The sequence below is a fragment of the Mesoflavibacter sp. genome, from assembly GCF_964226795.1.
Taxonomy (GTDB): domain Bacteria; phylum Bacteroidota; class Bacteroidia; order Flavobacteriales; family Flavobacteriaceae; genus Mesoflavibacter; species Mesoflavibacter zeaxanthinifaciens.
The window spans coordinates 181,427-199,625 of sequence record NZ_CAXQQP010000004.1; the positions used below are offsets into that span (position 1 = coordinate 181,427).

Below are 18,199 nucleotides of genomic sequence, written 5' to 3' on the forward strand. Positions count from 1 at the left end.
TTTTAATTAACTTAGCGTTAATTGGTTATGTTAAAATTTATTTCAATTTTAAGTTTGTTTATTCTATTTCAAAGTGATGTCATAGAAGAAGTTTCTTGGAGTGAAAATTACAAATTAACTTGGTCAGATTTTAAAGGAGCACCAAATAATCAAACAGATGCTGTAGCTATCACAGCTTCAGGTATTACTTTTAGCTATTCTATAAAGAAAACATCAAATAAGGTGCATAGTTTTAAAACATTGGTTAAAGCTTATTTTTATCCAGAGCATTCGTGGTGTAAAAAAGAAATGGTAGATGATAATATTTTAAGACATGAACAACTTCATTTTGATATTACAGAGTTACATGCCAGATTATTTAGACAACAAATAGCTAAATTAAAGCCAAGTTTAGACATAGATAATCAGTTAGACCAATTACATCAAAGTATTAATAAGCAATTATCTTTAATGCAAAATTCTTATGATGAAGAAACTAATCATTCTATAAATACCGAAGCACAAATTAAATGGCAAGAAAGTGTTGCCAAACAATTAAAAACTTTAGAAAAATTTAAATCTAAATCTTAGTGCTAGAGCCAGACAAAGACTTTCTCATAAAATTAGCACATACTAAAATGCCTTTTGGTAAGTATAAAGATAGGTATTTAATAGACTTGCCAGAACATTATGTAGTTTGGTATTATAATAAAGGTTTTCCAAAAAATAAATTAGGACAAATGCTAGAAACTGTTTATACATTAAAAGTAAATGGACTAGAATATTTGGTAAGAGAGATACAGAAAAGATACTCAAAATAAATCCTAAATTCATCCTAAGTTTTCAACTAAAAATTGTAAATTTGCCCGCGTTAACAACGCAACATGACAACTAAAACTAAGTACATATTTGTAACCGGAGGTGTAACTTCTTCATTAGGAAAAGGTATAATCGCAGCATCTCTAGCCAAGTTACTTCAGGCGCAAGGTTATAAGACAACAATTCAAAAATTAGATCCTTACATTAACGTAGATCCAGGAACTTTAAACCCATACGAGCATGGCGAATGCTATGTAACCGATGATGGTGCAGAGACCGATTTAGATCTTGGGCACTACGAACGTTTTTTAAACGTACCAACTAGCCAAGCTAATAATGTAACTACTGGTCGTATATACCAAAACGTAATAGAACGCGAACGTCGTGGCGAATTTTTGGGTAAAACCGTACAAGTAGTACCTCATATTACAGACGAGATTAAACACCGAATCCAGATTTTAGGTAACTCTGGAGATTACGATATAGTTATTACAGAAATAGGAGGAACTGTTGGTGATATAGAGTCTTTACCTTATGTAGAAGCAGTAAGACAATTAAAATGGGATTTAGGCGAAAACAATGCAATTGTTATACATTTAACGTTAGTTCCTTTTTTATCTGCAGCAGGAGAGCTTAAAACAAAGCCAACACAGCACAGTGTTAAGACTTTAATGGAAAGCGGTGTACAAGCAGACATATTGGTATGTCGTACTGAGCACGAATTACCAAGTGATTTAAGACGAAAGTTAGCCTTATTCTGTAATGTTCGTGAAGAAGCAATCATACAATCTATAGATGCATCTACAATATATGATGTGCCTAATTTAATGTTGGATCAAGGTTTAGATAAGGTTGTTCTTAAAAAGCTAGCCTTAAAAAGTGATGTGCCAGATTTAACAAAATGGAATAAGTTTTTACAACTTCATAAAAATCCAAAATCAGAAATTACAATAGGATTAATAGGTAAGTATGTAGAGTTACAAGATTCTTATAAATCTATTTTAGAAGCTTTTATTCATGCAGGAGCAGAAAATGAAGTTAAAGTAAATGTAGAATCTGTACACTCAGAATATCTAAACGAAGACAATATTAAGATGAAATTATCTCATCTTGATGGTGTACTTGTTGCACCAGGTTTTGGAGAACGTGGTATAGAAGGGAAAATAGACGCTATTAAATTTGTAAGAGAAAACAATATTCCGTTTTTAGGAATTTGTTTAGGAATGCAAATGGCTGTAATAGAGTTTTGTCGTAATGTACTAGGATTAAAAGATGCTAACTCAACAGAGATGGATCCTAAAACATCTAATCCAGTAATAGACATTATGGAAGACCAAAAAAACATCACCGATATGGGCGGAACAATGCGTCTTGGTGCTTGGGATTGCCATATAGAAAAAGATTCTATTGCATACAATGTGTATCAAACTCAAGATATAAAAGAGCGTCATAGACATAGATACGAGTTTAACAGCGATTATAAAGAAAAAATAGAAGCTGCTGGATTAAAAACTACAGGTTATAATCCAGAAACTAAATTGGTAGAAATTGTCGAAAACCCAAGTCATCCTTGGTTTGTTGCTGTACAGTATCATCCAGAATATAAAAGTACAGTTGCAAATCCACATCCATTATTTGTGGCATTTGTAAAAGCTAGCTTAAAACATCATAACACAAAATAGTGTCACTTTGACATTAAAATAAAAAGTGGTCGTATATTTGACCAAAATTTTAGACCTGCTAGATTTTATTAAATTTGGCAGGTCTTAAACTGAAGAACAGAATGGAAGAAAAAAAACTAGACATTAATTCGATAATTGGATTTATTTTAATTTTCGGAATTTTATTATTCATGATGTGGCAAAATGCACCATCTGAAGAAGAATTAAAAGCGCAAGAGGCAGAGAAGCAAGCGCAAATAGATGCTCAGAAAAAAGCTGAAGCTGAAAAAGAAGACACAAAAGTAGTAACAGAAACAGATTTTACAGAAGCAAAAGATTCTGCTCAGGTAGCTGCATTACAATCTAAAATAGGTGCATTTGCTTATTCTGTAGCAACAGCAACATCTTCAGAAAAAGAAATTAATGTTCAAAACGAAGTTTTAGATTTAAAATTTAATACAAAAGGAGGACATCTTTCAGAAGTTAGATTAAAACAATTTGTAGATTTTGATTCTGTTCCAATTTACATAGTAAAAGATGGTAATTCGGTATTTAATCTTCAATTTCAAACAACAGATAACCGTACTTTAAATACTAAAGATTTATACTTTCAACCAACAGTTACAAAAAGTGGAGCCAACACTATTGTGTCTATGAAGCTTAAAACTGCTCAAAATAAGTTTTTAGAATACAATTACGTTATTAAGCCAAACGAGTACATGGTAGATTTTACCATAAAATCTCAAGGTATAGAGACAGATATTAATACATCTAACCCAATTACTTTAGATTGGTCTCAAAAATTATACAGACACGATCAAAGTATTTCTTACGAGAATAGATACACACGTTTAACTTACCAAAACGATGGTGATGTAGATAAATTATCACAAATGAGTGATGATGATGAAACTGTAGACGAGCTAGAATGGTTAAGTTACAGACAGCACTTTTTTAGCACAATTCTAGTAGCAGATCAACCTTTTAATAATGTTGCATTACGTTCTAAAAATCTAGTTGAAGACGAAGAAGTAGATTCTATTTACACAAAGCAATTTGCAACAAAATTAGATTTACCGTTAAGCGGAGCAAATTTAAACAGTAATTTAAAATTATATTACGGTCCAACAGATAGTCAAATCCTAAAACAATACGAAGGTAATATTGTAGAAAGTATCCCGTTTGGATGGGGAATTTTTGGATGGATTAACAAGTTTTTATTCATTCCATTATTTAGTGGTTTAAGTAGCTTCTTACCTTATGGTATAGCAATTATTGTAATGACGGTTTTAATCAAATTAGCCATGTCTTTTGTGCAATACAAACAGTATTTATCACAAATGAAAATGAAAATTTTAAAGCCAGAATTAGAAGCTATTCGCGAGAAGTACAAAGACAACAAGTTAAAAGCGCAACAAGAAACTATGGCGCTTCAAAGCAAAGCAGGCGCTAGTCCTTTAGCAGGTTGTTTACCAGCATTAATCCAAATGCCAGTGTTTTATGCCTTGTTTATGTTTTTCCCAACAGCATTTGCTTTAAGACAGAAAAAGTTTTTATGGGCAGACGATTTATCATCGTATGATGTTGTGGCAGAATTACCTTTTAATATTCCATTATATGGTGATCACGTTAGTTTATTCCCGATTTTGGCAGCAATTGCTATTTTCTTCTACATGAAGTTAACTACTGGGCAAAACCAAATGTCTGCGCCACAACAAGAAGGCATGCCAGACATGACAAAGATGATGAAGTACATGATTTACTTTGCACCAATTATGATGCTTATTTTCTTTAACCAATATGCATCTGGTTTAAGTTTGTACTACTTCATTTCTAACTTAATTAGTATTGGTATTTTATTAGTCATCAAGAATTTTATTTTAGATGAAGACAAAATCCATGCTAATATCCAAGTGAAAAAAGCGCAGCCTAAAAAGGAAAGTAAATTTCAAAGAAAGATGAAAGAAATGATGGAGCAGGCTGAAAAGCAAAAACAAATGCAAGAGCAACAAAAGAAGAAACGTAAATAGTATTTATAATTTCAAAAAATAAAAGCTGTCAAAAAAATAAATTAAATTTGGCAGCTTTTTTGTTATAACAAAAATGGCTGCATTTCGTTAACCAATAATAGTTGTAGCTTAAATTCCGCGAAAGCGATATAATATTTAATAATGAAACACTTTTTAACCCTTTTAATTTTTACTTTATCATCAACATTTATGTTGGCACAAGAGTTTAACCAATTTGATAGCAACGGTAAACGTCACGGAAAATGGAAAAAGAACTTTGAAGGCACAGAAGTATTAAGATACGAAGGACAATTTGAACATGGTAAAGAAGTTGGTATGTTTAAATTTTACCAAAATCTTGAGAATAAAGCTGTTTTAGCAGCAACACGTACGTTTAAAAAAGATTCAGACATTGCTCTAGTTGTATTTTATACATCTACTGGAAACAAGGTTAGTGAAGGTGCAATGCGAGGAAAAACTTATGTAGGTAAATGGTTATACTATCATAAAAATAGTGATCAATTAATGACTTCAGAATTTTATAATAATAAAGGAAAATTAGAAGGCTTAAGAACAACATATTACCTTAACGGAAATGTGGCAGAAAAAGCAAACTACAAAAACGGAAAACTAGATGGATTATCGCAATGGTTTTCTGGAGAAGGCGTTTTAATTAGAGAATATACTTATAAGGACAATATGTTACATGGTGCTTACAAATCTTATGACGAAAAAGGAAGCTTAATATTAGAAGGACAATACCAAAATGATTACAGACATGGTATCTGGAAAACTTACAAAGACGGTAAGCTTATTGAAGAAAACGACTTTACTAGACGCAGTAAAAATCCATATAAGAACAATAAAAAAACGCCTTAATTAAGGCGTTTTTTTTTATGAATAAACTGTTTATTTCAATTTATTCAACTTAACATCAATCATCTAAAAACTATTGTGGCGGTAAAATAACGTTATTGTCAATTACGTGAACAACTCCATTTACTGCTTGTATGTCAACTAAGCTAGTAACTATATCACTTACTCTTCCATTAGCATCTGTTAAAGTAAAGTTTGTAGCGTCTGCTGTAATATCTCCTCCTAGTGTAGTAACAGTTCCGCTAGTTAACATAGAAGACTGTATATTACCACTTACAATGTGATAAGTTAGAACAGCATCAACAGTAGATGTTGGTATATCTGTTAAAGCAGACACATTTAATTCGGTTAATAAGTTTCCAAAAGCATTATCTGTAGGAGCAAAAACTGTAAAAGGACCAGCTTCTGCATCAGAAACAGTGTTTATGTATGGTACGGTAGGCATACCTGTATCTGCATATTGTAAAGCAGCTACAAGATTAGATAATGCAGGATTGGTAGTAGCAAATGTTGCTATAGTAGGTAAATCAATTACAGTGTCTACTGTGTGAATAATTCCGTTTGTACCTACAATATCTGCTGTTTCTACTGTAGACGCACCATTAAACATAACACCATTAGAAGTGCTAAAGTAGATGCTTAAGTTATTCATGTTAGGTCCAGAAGCGTTTGTATTAGAATAACCTTCTCCTAAAGCTACTAAATCTGTAGAAGTGATTGCGCCACTAATGACATGATTTAATAAAATTTGAGATAATACAGCTGTATCAACATCAGCAAGTGCTGCACCATCTAAAAATGTTGCAAATGCTGTATCATCTGGAGCTAAGACAGTAAAAGGTCCTGTTCCTGATAATACATTCACTAAGTCTCCATCTGCAGCTCCTAAAGCAGCAACAAGATTAGAATAATTTGTGTTATTAACCGCATGATCAACAACTGTAGGTAATGTAATTACTTTATCAACAACATGAACAATTCCATTAGATGCTTCTACATCTGCAACTGTAACTTCTGCACCATTATTAAAAACAACACCGTTATTCGTGTCAAACAGAAGACTAATTTTATTGTTAGAAGGACCATCTGCTAAAGTATTAGTATAACCTCTACCCATACCTGTTAAATCTGTAGATGTTACAGTACCAGAAATAACGTGGTTAAGAAGTGTTTGTGTTAACGCTTCGTCAGGTATGTCTTGTACTGTAGCCCAACCGTTATCAGACAAAAATTCTGCAAAAGCTTCGTCTGTAGGTGCTAAAACAGTAAAAGGTCCTGGTCCACTAAGTGTTGCAGCTAGGTTTGCTTCAACAACAGCATCAACTAAACTTGATAAATTAGGATTAGATTGTGCTAATTCTACAATGTTTAGAGGTTGTTCATCAATAATAATAGTTCCGTCATCGTCATCACTACATGACCAGAAAACGATAGTTGTTAATAATAACAACGATAAAAGTTTTAAATTTTTCATAGCAATTTTTATTGGTTTGTAAATTTTGTTTAACAAATCTAAAAAATGTTTAAACAGAATGTATCTAATATTTTGTTAAAATTTTTAATTGTTTGTTTTTCAGCTTTTTAGTAAACGTATAATTAGGTCTTATTGATTGAATTTGAGTTTAAAAAATGACGTATCTTTGCAATCCAAAAAAAGATTTTAGATGAAAAAAAGAGTTGTTGTAGGACTTTCAGGAGGTGTAGATTCTAGTGTTGCTGCTTATTTATTAAAGGAGCAAGGTTATGAGGTTATAGGTCTTTTTATGAAAAACTGGCATGACGATTCTGTAACAATATCAGATGAATGTCCTTGGCTAGAAGATAGTAACGACGCGATGTTAGTTGCAAATAAACTAGATATACCTTTTCAAACTGTAGATTTAAGCGAGCAATATAAAGAACGTATTGTAGACTATATGTTTAATGAATATGAAAAAGGTCGTACACCAAATCCAGACGTACTTTGTAATAGAGAAATCAAATTTGATGTCTTTATGAAAATTGCTTTAGACCTTGGTGCAGATTATGTAGCAACAGGTCATTATTGCAGAAAAAGCACGATTGAAAAAGACGGAAAAGAAATTCATCAACTTTTAGCAGGTAAAGACGATAACAAGGATCAATCTTATTTTTTATGTCAATTATCTCAAGACCAATTAGCAAAAGCATTATTCCCGGTTGGCGAACTTTTAAAACCAGAAGTTAGAGCAATTGCTAAAGAGCAAGACTTAATTACAGCAGATAAAAAAGACTCGCAAGGTTTATGTTTCATAGGTAAAGTGAGATTACCAGAATTTCTTCAACAACAATTAAAACCTAAAGAAGGAGTGATTGTTGAGGTTGAAAAATCTAACGAAATTTATAACCAAACACAGCCAGACTTCAACAATAAATTAGAAGAATTAGACTACTTAAGTCAGAAAAAAAGCTACGCGTTAACCGATGGAAAAGTGGTAGGTAAGCATCAAGGCGCACATTATTTTACAAAAGGACAGCGTAAAGGATTAGCGGTTGGAGGAACTGTTGAACCTCTTTTTGTGATTGAAACCGATGTAAATGAAAACGTAATTTACACAGGGCAAGGTAAAAATCATCCAGGTTTATTGCGCAATGTGTTATTTGTGTCTAATGACGAATTACACTGGATTCGAGAAGATTTAGCAATTAATGAAGGTGAAACGATGCAGGTTAAAGCTAGAATACGTTACAGACAACCTTTACAAGATGCTACATTATACAAAGTAGATTCTGGTTTGTATGTCGAATTTAAAGACGCGCAATCTGCAATTACCGAAGGTCAATTTGTAGCTTGGTATTTAGATGAAGAATTAGTTGGTTCCGGAGTTATTTCTTAAATTGCAGTAACTATAAATGGTTACTGAAATGAAGCAGACTTTACTTATAATTGCTTTTCTAATAAGCTATTCAGTTTTTGCTCAAGAACACGCTTGGGTTTATCTTAACGACAAGCCAAATAGTGCAACTGCGTTAGCAAATCCAATTTCAATTTTAACTCAAAAAGCGTTAGACCGTAAAGCAGCACACAACGTTACTGTAGATTATAATGATGTACCTGTAGACGAAGGATATATTACTCAAATAAAAGCCCAAACAGGAATTACAGTTCTTGCTAAATCCAAATGGCTAAACGTGGTTCATGTATTAGGAACCGAAACCGATATTAATGCCTTAACAGGATTAACTTTTGTTGATCATATCGAATTTGCAGATGATAATCTTAATGCAAGGCAATCTCAAAATCAGAATAAATTTAATATCGAAACAAGCCAAACGGTTTTTAATTATGGAAGCGCAGCAAATCAAATAGAAATGTTTAATGGCGACGATTTGCATCTTGCAGATTTTACAGGAACAGGAATGACAGTAGCTGTTTTAGATTCAGGTTTCCCAAATGTGCCAACCATGTCAGGATTTAATCGTTTAAATACAAATAACGGAATTTTGGGCGGATATGATTTTGTAGACAGAAATCCAAACGTGTATGCGTACACAGGAAATGCTCACGGAACATGGGTTTTAAGTGATATGGCTGGTTTTGTACAAGACCAATTTGTTGGTACTGCTCCAGATGCAGAATATTATTTATTTAGAACCGAAAACGCAGCTACAGAAACACCAATAGAAGAAACACTTTGGGTTGAAGCTGCAGAACGTGCAGATAGTTTAGGTGTAGATGTTATTAACACATCGCTTGGTTATACGACTTTTGATAATCCAAATTATAGTTATACTCCAGCCGAAATGGATGGTCAAACCGCGTTTATAACTCGTGGCGCTAATTTTGCAGCCCAAAAAGGAATGTTGTTGGTTAATTCTGCAGGAAATTCAGGTAATTCTTCTTGGCAAATTGTTGGTGCGCCAGCAGATTCGCCTAACGTATTAAGTGTTGGTGCAGTCAATGCATCTGGTAATTACGCGTCGTTTAGTTCTCAAGGTAGTAGCGCCCAACCAACACAAAAACCAGACGTTGTAGCGCAAGGTCAGGCAAGTTTTGTAATCAACACTAATGATAATCTTATAACACTTAACGGGACATCGTTTAGTGCTCCAATATTAGCTGGCGGCGTTGTATGTTTGTGGCAAGCATTACCAACATTAAACAATCAGCAAATTATGCAATTGGTTCGTGAGTCTGCATCACAATACAATAATCCTGATAATTTTTTAGGTTATGGTATTCCTGATTTATCATTAGCATTAGCCAATGGATTGTCTTTGGTCGAATTTCAAAATGAAACTACTAAACTAAAAGTATATCCTAATCCAGTAAATAATTTATTGTATGTTGAAATTCCTAGCCAATATGACACTGCAACCGTAAAATTATATGATATTTTAGGAAAAAAAGTGCTTGAAAAAACAGTGTCTTCAACACAGAAAAAAATCAATGTAAGTAATCTATCTAAAGGTGTTTATTTAGCAAAAATTGAAGCTAACGGATTAAGTATCACCAAAAAAATCATAAAAAACTAGAAGTAAAATCCAATTCACCTCGAGCGCAGTCGAGAGGTCATAAATCAACAACTCAATAATAAAAATGCAAAATAGAATTACAGACTTATTCAATATTAAATATCCAATAGTACAAGGCGGAATGATTTGGAATAGCGGTTGGCGATTAGCTTCTGCTGCAAGTAATTCAGGAATTTTAGGTTTAATAGGCGCAGGAAGTATGTATCCAGATGTGCTAAGAGAACATATTCAAAAATGTAAACAAGCAACCGATAAACCTTTTGGGGTAAACGTGCCAATGTTATATCCTAACATTGAGGAAATTATGAATATTATTGTTGAAGAAGGTGTAAAGATTGTATTTACTTCTGCTGGAAACCCAAAAACTTGGACTAAATGGTTGCAAGACAAAGGAATAACCGTCGTACACGTAGTTAGTAGTGTAAAATTTGCATTAAAAGCTCAAGACGCTGGTGTAGATGCTGTTGTTGCAGAAGGTTTTGAAGCTGGCGGACATAACGGTCGTGACGAGACAACAACACTTACGCTAATACCAATGGTTAAAGAACATTTAAAAATTCCTTTATTGGCAGCAGGCGGTATTGCAACAGGAAAAGCCATGCTTGCATGTATGGTTTTAGGCGCAGATGGCGTACAAGTTGGTAGTCGTTTTGTGGCGAGTACAGAAAGTAGTGCGCATCAAGCGTTTAAACAAGTAGTTGTAGATGCCAAAGAAGGCGATACGCAATTAACTTTGAAAGAATTAGCGCCAGTAAGATTAATAAAAAATAAGTTTTTTAATGATGTTGAAGCATTGTATAAATCAGCACCAACACCAGAACAACTTAAAGAATTATTAGGTCGTGCTCGAGCAAAAAAAGGAATGTTTGAAGGCGATTTAGATGAAGGTGAACTTGAAATTGGACAAATTTCAGGATTAATTCATGACATAAAACCAGTTGCTGAGATTGTAAAAGAGATGGTTGAAGACTTTGAAATGGCTAAAAAAGAAGTGGCTAATTTTTAAGTGAATTTAAGTTGATTTCTTATAAATAAATTTTCTCAAACCACTACTTTTGCAAAATGGTTTTGAGCAATTACACAAAAGAATTTAAGTACAATTGGCAACTAGCAGCACCAGTCATGTTAGGTATGTTAGGACATACCTTTGTTAGTTTTATAGACAATATTATGGTTGGTCAACTAGGTACGGCGCAGTTAGCAGCAGTATCTTTAGGTAATAGTTTTATGTTTATAGCTATGTCTTTAGGTATTGGTTTTAGTACAGCCATTACTCCTTTGGTAGCCGAAGCAGATGGAGCAAACGATTTTGCTAAAGGAAAATCTGCTTTTAAACACGGATTATTTTTATGTACTGTTTTAGGTGTATTGTTGTTTCTGTTAGTGTTTTTTGCCAAACCATTAATGTATTTAATGAAGCAACCAGTTGAGGTTGTAGAATTAGCTATTCCGTATTTAGATTTGGTAGCATTTTCTTTGATACCATTAGTCGTCTTTCAAGCATTTAAACAATTTAGTGATGGATTGTCTTTAACCAAATATCCAATGTATGCCACTATAGTAGCTAACGTGGTTAATGTTGGTTTTAACTATGTGCTTATCTTTGGTAAGTTTGGTTTTCCAGAAATGGGTATAGTTGGTGCAGCTTATGGTACTTTAATTTCTCGTTTTGTAATGGTAGCACATATTTGGTGGTTGTTAAAAGGACGAGAAAAATCAAAACACTTTGTTACCAATATTAAAATATTGGTTTTAGACAAAGCAATGATTAATAAACTCATTGGTCTTGGTGCACCAAGTGCAATGCAAATGTTTTTTGAAGTTGCCATTTTTACAGCAGCAATCTGGTTAAGTGGCTTGTTAGGTAAAAATCCGCAAGCAGCAAATCAAATTGCTTTAAATTTAAGTTCTATGACCTTTATGGTTGCAATGGGATTAAGTGTAGCGTCTATGATTAGAGTAGGTAACCAAAAAGGACTTCAAAAATATTTTGAGTTACGTCGTATTGCATTCTCATTATTTTTATTAGGATTTATTTTTGCGGTAGTTTTCGGAATTTTATTCTTGATTTTTAATGAAGCTTTGCCAAAACTATACGTAGATTTTGATGATGTTATTAATTTTAAAGATAATACTGAAGTTGTCACAATAGCATCACAGTTACTAATTGCGTCGGCTATTTTTCAAATTAGTGATAGTTTACAAGTTATTGTTTTAGGCGCCTTACGTGGCTTGCAAGATGTTAAAATACCAACATTAATTACCTTTATTGCCTATTGGTTAATAGGTTTTCCTATAAGCTGGATTTTAGGAAAAGAAGATGCGTACGGAAGCTTTGGAATTTGGATTGGCTTATTAGCAGGCTTAACTAGTGCAGCAATTTTATTGTTTATTAGGTTTAATTATCTTACAAAAAGATTAATTTTGAATTCAGCTAACAACTAAAAGCTAATAGCAAATACAATGGAACTACCAAAATACATATTAGGCGACAATACAGATTTTCCAAACGCTATATTTGTAATACATACCGATTTTCCTCGGTTTATTATTAATTTAGAAGACGATGAAGTAGAATGGCTTGAAGATTTTGATCAACATGATGAAAAAGAATTAGAGCTAGAAATGGAAAATTTAATCAACGAAGCTACTGCATTTTATGACAGAGAAGTAGCACGATACGAAGACTAATTACATGTTAGAACAAATATTAGAATTAGATAAACAAGTTTTTTTATTCCTTAATAATCTAGGTAATCCTTCTTGGGATGGATTTTGGATGTTTTATACAGATAAATTGCATTGGATTCCTTTTTATGCAGTGCTTTTCTTCTTTATGTATAAAAAAAGAAATGATAAATCCATTATTCTAACCGCTGTAGTTATTGCTTTAATGATCCTGTTTACAGATCAAATTACAAACTTATTTAAATATGGTTTAAAACGACCAAGACCTTGTCACGAAGCAGATCTGATAGATGTTATGCGTCTAGTTAAATCTTGGTGTGGTGGAGCTTATGGTTACTTTTCTGGTCATGCTAGTAATAGTATGGCAGTAGCTATTTTTTCAGGTTTTATGTTAAAACAGCGATTTAAATATTTAATATATATACTAATTGTTTGGTCTTTAGCAATGGGTTATAGCCGTATATATATTGGTGTGCATTATCCGTTAGATGTTTTATCAGGTATGATTTTTGGCGGATTTTCAGGTTATATGTTCTATAGATTTGAAAGCTACTTACATAAACGCTTTACGCTAAGGTAATTTTTATTTTCTTTCTAGTTCGTAATAATCAAAAGTTAATCTGTCTCTGTATTGCCTGCTATCTGGCTCAGCTTCATTTAAATCATAATGATTTACCTTTTTAACGTTGAAATAGGAGCTTAAAAATGAAATTTTTTCTTCTGAAAGACCATAAGTTAATAATCCAAATTTTGAGTCCTTTGGAAGATTTTCAATAGTATTCAAATTAATAATTGTCGGAATCTTTTCGCCATATTGCCAAACGGTTTCAGGCGTTGCTTCACCTAAGCTATAAGTTTTAATATCGTTGATTTCATTTTGCTTCAATAACCTTGATACGGGTTTATAATTTTTGCTAGTAAATGTTTTAAATACAGGTAAACCAAACACAAAAAGACTCGCAAAAAAGACTACTGTTAATAAGAATACGTGCTTAATTTTCTTTTTGTATAGTTGTAATAAAATAAAAAATGAAATAACTATGGAAACTAGCCCGAAAATTGAAAAAGCAACAATGTTATTATGAAATTGCTCATAAAATAAATAGGCTAATCCAAAAGGTGAAACTATACCGATAATAGCAATTAATGTAAAATTGAAGTATACAGGTAAAGTTTCTTTCTTATTGTTTAAGTACTTAAATTTTCGAATTAAATACTCTATGTAAAATCCTGTGTTTAATGCTAACGGAATTAAGACAGGCATTAAATAACGTGACTTTTTTTCAGGAATTATTGATAGTAAAATTACAGCAGCAATAGTCCATAAAAACGTGAATTTATAAGCTCTGTAATGTATTGCTCTGCGTTTCATATATGGATACAATAATCCTATAAATGCTGGAATTGTCCAAATTCCGCTTTGCGTAAAAAAGCTCCAATAATAATAGAAAGGTCTAACATTGTAGCTTGTCCAATTAGCGGTTTCTTTACTTGTTATAGCTTCAAAAGTATGAGGATCTTCTAATCTTACATAAAGATACCACCAACCACCTAAAATAACAGCAAGAATTAATATGATTATAAAAGGAATAATTTTAGCTTTTAAGTTTTTATAATTGAAAGAGAAACTAAAAGCAATTATAAAGGGTAATAATAACGCGTAAAAAGACACAGGACCTTTGCTTAATAATGAAGCAGCAATACCTAAACTTGCTAAAAAAAGGTGTTTCCAATTAACCGTTTCGCTTTTAAATAGTAGAAATAAATAGTAAATAGCAATCATCATAAATCCGTGAGTAAAAATATCCCAAGGCGCTTCTATAGTAATACCTATAACGTAAAAAGATGTGATTAATATTAATGCATTTATTAAACTATGTGCTCTACTTTTAAGTATGAATTTTGATAATTTATAAGTAAAAACACCTAAAATCATAACCATTAATATAGCAGGTAAACGCATTCCAAATACACTTTTAACACCAAAGATTAATGCAGATAAAGCAGTAATCCAAGTTGGTAATGGTGGTTTTTGATAACGTGGTACACCATTCATAGTGGTTAATAACCAATTGTTATCTGTAACCATTTCTCTAGCAGTAATAAAATTACGCGCTTCCATAATAGTTACCTGCATACTGTCTAAGTTAGGCAATAACATAATTGCAATAAAAAGACATAGTAAAATTAATGGATAGTTTTTTAAAAGTTTAGGCATCTTGCTTTTTTAAAATTAAAAGATTTCTAACATAAATAGTTGCACCTAGTAAATGACCAACTAATAATACAGGATCTTTTCTAAATATAGCATAAATCAAAATAAGTAAAGATCCAACTAAGCTTAGTGCCCAAAACCCAAAAGGAAGTGAAGATTCTTTGTTTTTTTCAGAATACATCCATTGGTATATAAATCTTAAAGTAAATACTATTTGAGACACTATTCCTAAAATTAATAACCATAACGGAATAGCTTCATTTTTAAAAAGCTTAACTGTGTCAATTTCGTTATTGTTAAAGTAGAAAATAGTTACAAATACAGGCATAAATAATAATATCCAACGCATAAATATTGGATATTTTTTCCATTGATTTTGTAACTGAAGATTTCTTATATAAATATAATATGTAAGACCTTGACCAAGCATAATTGCAAAATCATTACGTAAGTAACCATATATAAAAAGTAAAAAGGAAGCTATTAAACTAAGTGTCCAAAATAGAGTAGGTGTAATGACTTTTTTTTGTTTTTCGCTAGTAATCCATTGTATAATTAGCCTAGAGGAAAATAGGATTTGAGCTAAAAAGCCAATACTATATATTAACCATTTACTCATTTATTTTTTCTTAGCAACTTCGTAATTAATGTACTTTTTCTTCATCCATAAATAAGCAAAACAATCCATTAAAGGACCTAAAAGCCTATTCCAAAGTCCAAATTTAGCTTGACCTGCAATACGAGGGAAATGCTGAACAGGTACTTGCTTTATAGTTCCGTTTTGCAACAAAATCATAGCAGGTAAAAAACGATGTAGACCTTTAAACATAGGAATGCGTTTGGCGTAATCTGTTCGTATTACTTTTAATGGGCAACCAGTGTCATCCATACCATCTTTTGTAAAAGCACGTCTTATACCGTTAGCAATTTTAGACGACATATTTTTAACAAAACTATCCTTACGGTTGGCACGTACACCAGTTACTAATGCGTTGTCTTTAATATGTTCTAAAAGCAGATTGAAGTCTGATGGCGCCGTTTGTAAGTCAGAATCTATATAACCAACCAAAGGTGTGTCTGCATGATCAAAACCAGCTTTTATCGCAGCGCTTAATCCTCTATTTTCTTTAAAAAGAATATAGAAAAAAGCATCATTACGAGTGCAAATATCTTCTATTAATTGCTGGCTTTTGTCTTTAGAGCCATCGTTAACAAATAATATTTTGGTGGGTTTACTAGCTATTTTTGTGTAAGCTAAAAGCTCTTTTTCAACTCTAGCTAAATTATCCTCTTCGTTATAAACAGGAACGATAATCGTAAATTCGTAACTCATTATGCTTTGCTTAGTCTTGCAAAAGTATTATTTTTTATCAATAGCAATTTATGTTTCACTTAAAAGTTGTTATTTTGTAAAACATTTCAAAATTTTTTATGAAGATATTAGTCACTGGAGCAGTTGGTTTTATAGGTTCTCATACAGCAGAAAGACTCCAAAAAATGGGGCATGAGGTTGTTGGAGTAGATAACTTTAATGATTATTATAGTTTAAAATTAAAGCAATTAAATGAAAAAGCTTTAAATGAAAAAGGGATAACAGTTTTAAAGTTAGATTTAAGAGAAATTACAGATATAAATAAGCTGCCAAAAGACATAAATTATATCTTCCATTATGCTGCACAACCTGGTATATCCTCAACATCTACTTTTGAAGATTATTTTACAAATAATGTTATAGCAACAAAAAATTTAATTGATTATGCTTTACAATTAGAAGATTTAAAACTGTTTGTAAATATCGGGACATCTTCAATTTATGGCTTAGAGGCTACGTTTCCTGAAGATGTTGCACCAAAACCAGCATCTCATTACGGTGTAACCAAATTAACAGCAGAGCAATTAGTGCTTCAAAAAAGTAGAGAACAGCAGTTTAAAAGCTGTTCTTTAAGACTATATTCTGTAATAGGACCAAGAGAACGTCCAGAAAAAATGTATACTAAACTAATCGCTTGTGGTTTAAATGGTGAAGCTTTTCCTTTATATGAAGGTAGTGATAAGCACTTACGAAGTTTTACTTATGTAGGAGATATTGTTGATGGAGTAGTAAGCGTTATAGGAAATGAAGACAAAGTAAATGGCGAAATTATTAATCTTGGAACAGAAGTAGAACATACTACACAAGATGGTATTGATGCTGTAGAAAAAGTTTTAGGAAAGCCAATTAAAATTAATATTATAGCCAAACGAGCAGGTGACCAATTACGTACAAAAGCTAATATTGATAAAGCTAGAAAACTACTTAATTATAACCCGAAAACTACGCTACTAGAATCAGTAGAAAAACAAGTAGAATGGTATAAAGCTAACTTTTAATTTTTTAAGTTTAATAAATATTCAGCTGCAACAAAAGGAGTAGTTTTATTAGCTTCAATTAAAGTTAATTGTTTTTGTAACTCTATTTTTATGGTTGGATGATTAAAGAAGTCACTCTTTAATTGTTCTTCTATAGTTTGAATTAACCAGTATTTATTTTGCTCATTACGCTTTGAGCTAAAGTAATTATTAGATTTTGTAATTTCTAAATACTCTTCTATAACTTTCCAGATATCGGCAATACCTTCATTTTGTAAACCACTACATAAAGTTACTTTTGGTTGCCAATTAGAAGCTTTTGCAGGATAAAGATGTAATGCGCGGTTAAATTCTACTTTAGCTAGCTTAGCAGCTTTAAGATTATCGCCATCTGCTTTGTTAATAGCAATAGCGTCTGCCATTTCAATAATACCACGTTTAATACCTTGTAGCTCATCTCCAGCACCAGCTAATTTTAAAAGTAGAAAGAAATCTACCATGCTGTGTACAGCGGTTTCACTTTGCCCTACACCAACAGTTTCAATAATAATAGTGTCAAAACCAGCAGCTTCACAAAGCGTAATAGTTTCTCTAGTTTTTCTGGCAACACCACCAAGCGATTCTCCTGAAGCCGAAGGACGTATGTAGGCATTTTCATTTTTAACTAAAGATTCCATACGCGTTTTATCACCTAAAATACTTCCTTTAGTTAAAGAACTACTTGGGTCTACAGCTAGTACTGCAACCTTTTTGTCTTGTGCAGTTAGATAATTACCAAAAGCTTCAATAAATGTACTTTTACCTACACCAGGTACGCCGGTAATACCAATTCTCACGGATTTGTTAGCATGAGGTAAACAAGCTTTAACAATTTGATGTGCTTGTTCTTGATGTTTGGTGTGTTTACTTTCTATAATTGTAATAGCTTGACTTAAAGCTGTAATATTTCCATCAAGAAGCGAGTTAATTAAGTCTTGTGTGTCCCTTTTAGATTTGCGTTTTGCTTTTAATTTAGAAACAGCTTCGGCATTAGTAATTTCAGAAGATGTAACACCTTCTTGTTCAGATAACGCTGATTTTTTTATTTCTTTTTTAGCCAAAAGTGAATT

At 32.2% G+C, this 18,199-nt stretch carries 17 protein-coding genes; 12 read left to right on the forward strand and 5 right to left on the reverse strand.

Annotated elements, in window-relative coordinates; translation table 11 throughout:
• The first annotated feature begins 27 nt into the window (after positions 1 to 27).
• The 5 genes from ACEQT4_RS02245 to ACEQT4_RS02265 all read left to right on the forward strand — a co-directional run bounded on the left by ACEQT4_RS02245 (position 28) and on the right by ACEQT4_RS02265 (position 5,347).
• The gene (locus tag ACEQT4_RS02245; protein ID WP_370225804.1) at positions 28 to 570 is read left to right on the forward strand and encodes a DUF922 domain-containing protein; all 543 of its coding nucleotides are present in this window, start codon (positions 28 to 30) and stop codon (positions 568 to 570) included.
• Positions 570 to 800, forward strand: a complete 231-nt coding sequence (locus ACEQT4_RS02250) for a DUF3820 family protein (protein ID WP_027880082.1) — start codon at positions 570 to 572, stop codon at positions 798 to 800. The genes ACEQT4_RS02245 and ACEQT4_RS02250 overlap by 1 nt, the downstream gene beginning before the upstream one ends.
• 63 nt (positions 801 to 863) lie before the next feature.
• The gene (locus ACEQT4_RS02255; protein WP_370225806.1) at positions 864 to 2,480 is read left to right on the forward strand and encodes a CTP synthase; all 1,617 of its coding nucleotides are present in this window, start codon (positions 864 to 866) and stop codon (positions 2,478 to 2,480) included.
• Positions 2,481 to 2,581: 101 nt separating this feature from the next.
• Positions 2,582 to 4,489 carry a membrane protein insertase YidC gene (gene yidC / locus ACEQT4_RS02260; protein WP_370225807.1) on the forward strand — a complete coding sequence of 636 codons (1,908 nt, stop codon included), beginning with the start codon at positions 2,582 to 2,584 and terminating at the stop codon, positions 4,487 to 4,489.
• A 141-nt stretch (positions 4,490 to 4,630) separates the two neighbouring features.
• On the forward strand, positions 4,631 to 5,347 hold the full coding sequence (locus tag ACEQT4_RS02265; protein WP_370225808.1) for a toxin-antitoxin system YwqK family antitoxin: 717 nt from the start codon (positions 4,631 to 4,633) through the stop codon (positions 5,345 to 5,347).
• Positions 5,348 to 5,417: 70 nt separating this feature from the next.
• On the opposite strand, the gene ACEQT4_RS02270 is transcribed toward ACEQT4_RS02265, so the two are convergent.
• Complete coding sequence (locus tag ACEQT4_RS02270) at positions 5,418 to 6,818, reverse strand: fasciclin domain-containing protein (RefSeq protein WP_370225809.1); 1,401 nt, start codon at positions 6,816 to 6,818, stop codon at positions 5,418 to 5,420.
• A 190-nt stretch (positions 6,819 to 7,008) separates the two neighbouring features.
• On the opposite strand from ACEQT4_RS02270, the gene mnmA reads away from it, so the two are divergent.
• The 6 genes from mnmA (at position 7,009) to ACEQT4_RS02300 (ending at position 13,106) form a co-directional block, all read left to right on the forward strand.
• A complete protein-coding gene (mnmA, locus tag ACEQT4_RS02275) occupies positions 7,009 to 8,199 on the forward strand; it encodes a tRNA 2-thiouridine(34) synthase MnmA (protein WP_370225811.1) in 1,191 nt (396 codons plus the stop codon).
• 28 nt (positions 8,200 to 8,227) lie between these two features.
• Positions 8,228 to 9,838 carry a S8 family serine peptidase gene (locus ACEQT4_RS02280; protein WP_370225812.1) on the forward strand — a complete coding sequence of 537 codons (1,611 nt, stop codon included), beginning with the start codon at positions 8,228 to 8,230 and terminating at the stop codon, positions 9,836 to 9,838.
• 64 nt (positions 9,839 to 9,902) lie between these two features.
• A complete protein-coding gene (locus ACEQT4_RS02285; RefSeq protein WP_106679435.1) occupies positions 9,903 to 10,844 on the forward strand; it encodes a nitronate monooxygenase family protein in 942 nt (313 codons plus the stop codon).
• Positions 10,845 to 10,900: 56 nt separating this feature from the next.
• Positions 10,901 to 12,283, forward strand: coding sequence for an MATE family efflux transporter (locus tag ACEQT4_RS02290; protein ID WP_027880074.1), 1,383 nt, complete (start codon positions 10,901 to 10,903; stop codon positions 12,281 to 12,283).
• An 18-nt stretch (positions 12,284 to 12,301) separates the two neighbouring features.
• Entirely contained in the window at positions 12,302 to 12,529 is a 228-nt protein-coding gene (locus ACEQT4_RS02295; RefSeq protein WP_027880073.1) for a hypothetical protein, read from the forward strand.
• A 4-nt stretch (positions 12,530 to 12,533) separates the two neighbouring features.
• On the forward strand, positions 12,534 to 13,106 hold the full coding sequence (locus ACEQT4_RS02300) for a phosphatase PAP2 family protein (RefSeq protein ID WP_106679443.1): 573 nt from the start codon (positions 12,534 to 12,536) through the stop codon (positions 13,104 to 13,106).
• Positions 13,107 to 13,109: 3 nt separating this feature from the next.
• On the opposite strand, the gene ACEQT4_RS02305 is transcribed toward ACEQT4_RS02300, so the two are convergent.
• The 3 genes from ACEQT4_RS02305 to ACEQT4_RS02315 are packed head-to-tail and all read right to left on the reverse strand — an operon-like array spanning position 13,110 to position 16,074.
• Positions 13,110 to 14,744: an ArnT family glycosyltransferase gene (locus ACEQT4_RS02305; protein WP_370225814.1), complete on the reverse strand. Its 1,635-nt coding sequence runs from the start codon at positions 14,742 to 14,744 to the stop codon at positions 13,110 to 13,112.
• On the reverse strand, positions 14,737 to 15,360 hold the full coding sequence (locus tag ACEQT4_RS02310) for a lipid-A-disaccharide synthase N-terminal domain-containing protein (protein ID WP_027880070.1): 624 nt from the start codon (positions 15,358 to 15,360) through the stop codon (positions 14,737 to 14,739). Before ACEQT4_RS02310 ends, ACEQT4_RS02305 begins: the two co-directional genes overlap by 8 nt.
• On the reverse strand, positions 15,361 to 16,074 hold the full coding sequence (locus ACEQT4_RS02315; protein WP_027880069.1) for a glycosyltransferase family 2 protein: 714 nt from the start codon (positions 16,072 to 16,074) through the stop codon (positions 15,361 to 15,363).
• 98 nt (positions 16,075 to 16,172) lie between these two features.
• Here ACEQT4_RS02315 and ACEQT4_RS02320 point away from each other — a divergent pair, with 98 nt between their 5' ends.
• Positions 16,173 to 17,111 carry an NAD-dependent epimerase/dehydratase family protein gene (locus tag ACEQT4_RS02320; RefSeq protein ID WP_370225815.1) on the forward strand — a complete coding sequence of 313 codons (939 nt, stop codon included), beginning with the start codon at positions 16,173 to 16,175 and terminating at the stop codon, positions 17,109 to 17,111.
• Here ACEQT4_RS02320 and meaB read toward each other — a convergent pair.
• Positions 17,108 to 18,190 (reverse strand): methylmalonyl Co-A mutase-associated GTPase MeaB, encoded by a 1,083-nt coding sequence (meaB, locus tag ACEQT4_RS02325; RefSeq protein ID WP_027880067.1) that lies wholly within the window; start codon positions 18,188 to 18,190, stop codon positions 17,108 to 17,110. The two genes, ACEQT4_RS02320 and meaB, sit on opposite strands and share 4 nt — an antisense overlap.
• Positions 18,191 to 18,199 lie beyond the last annotated feature (9 nt).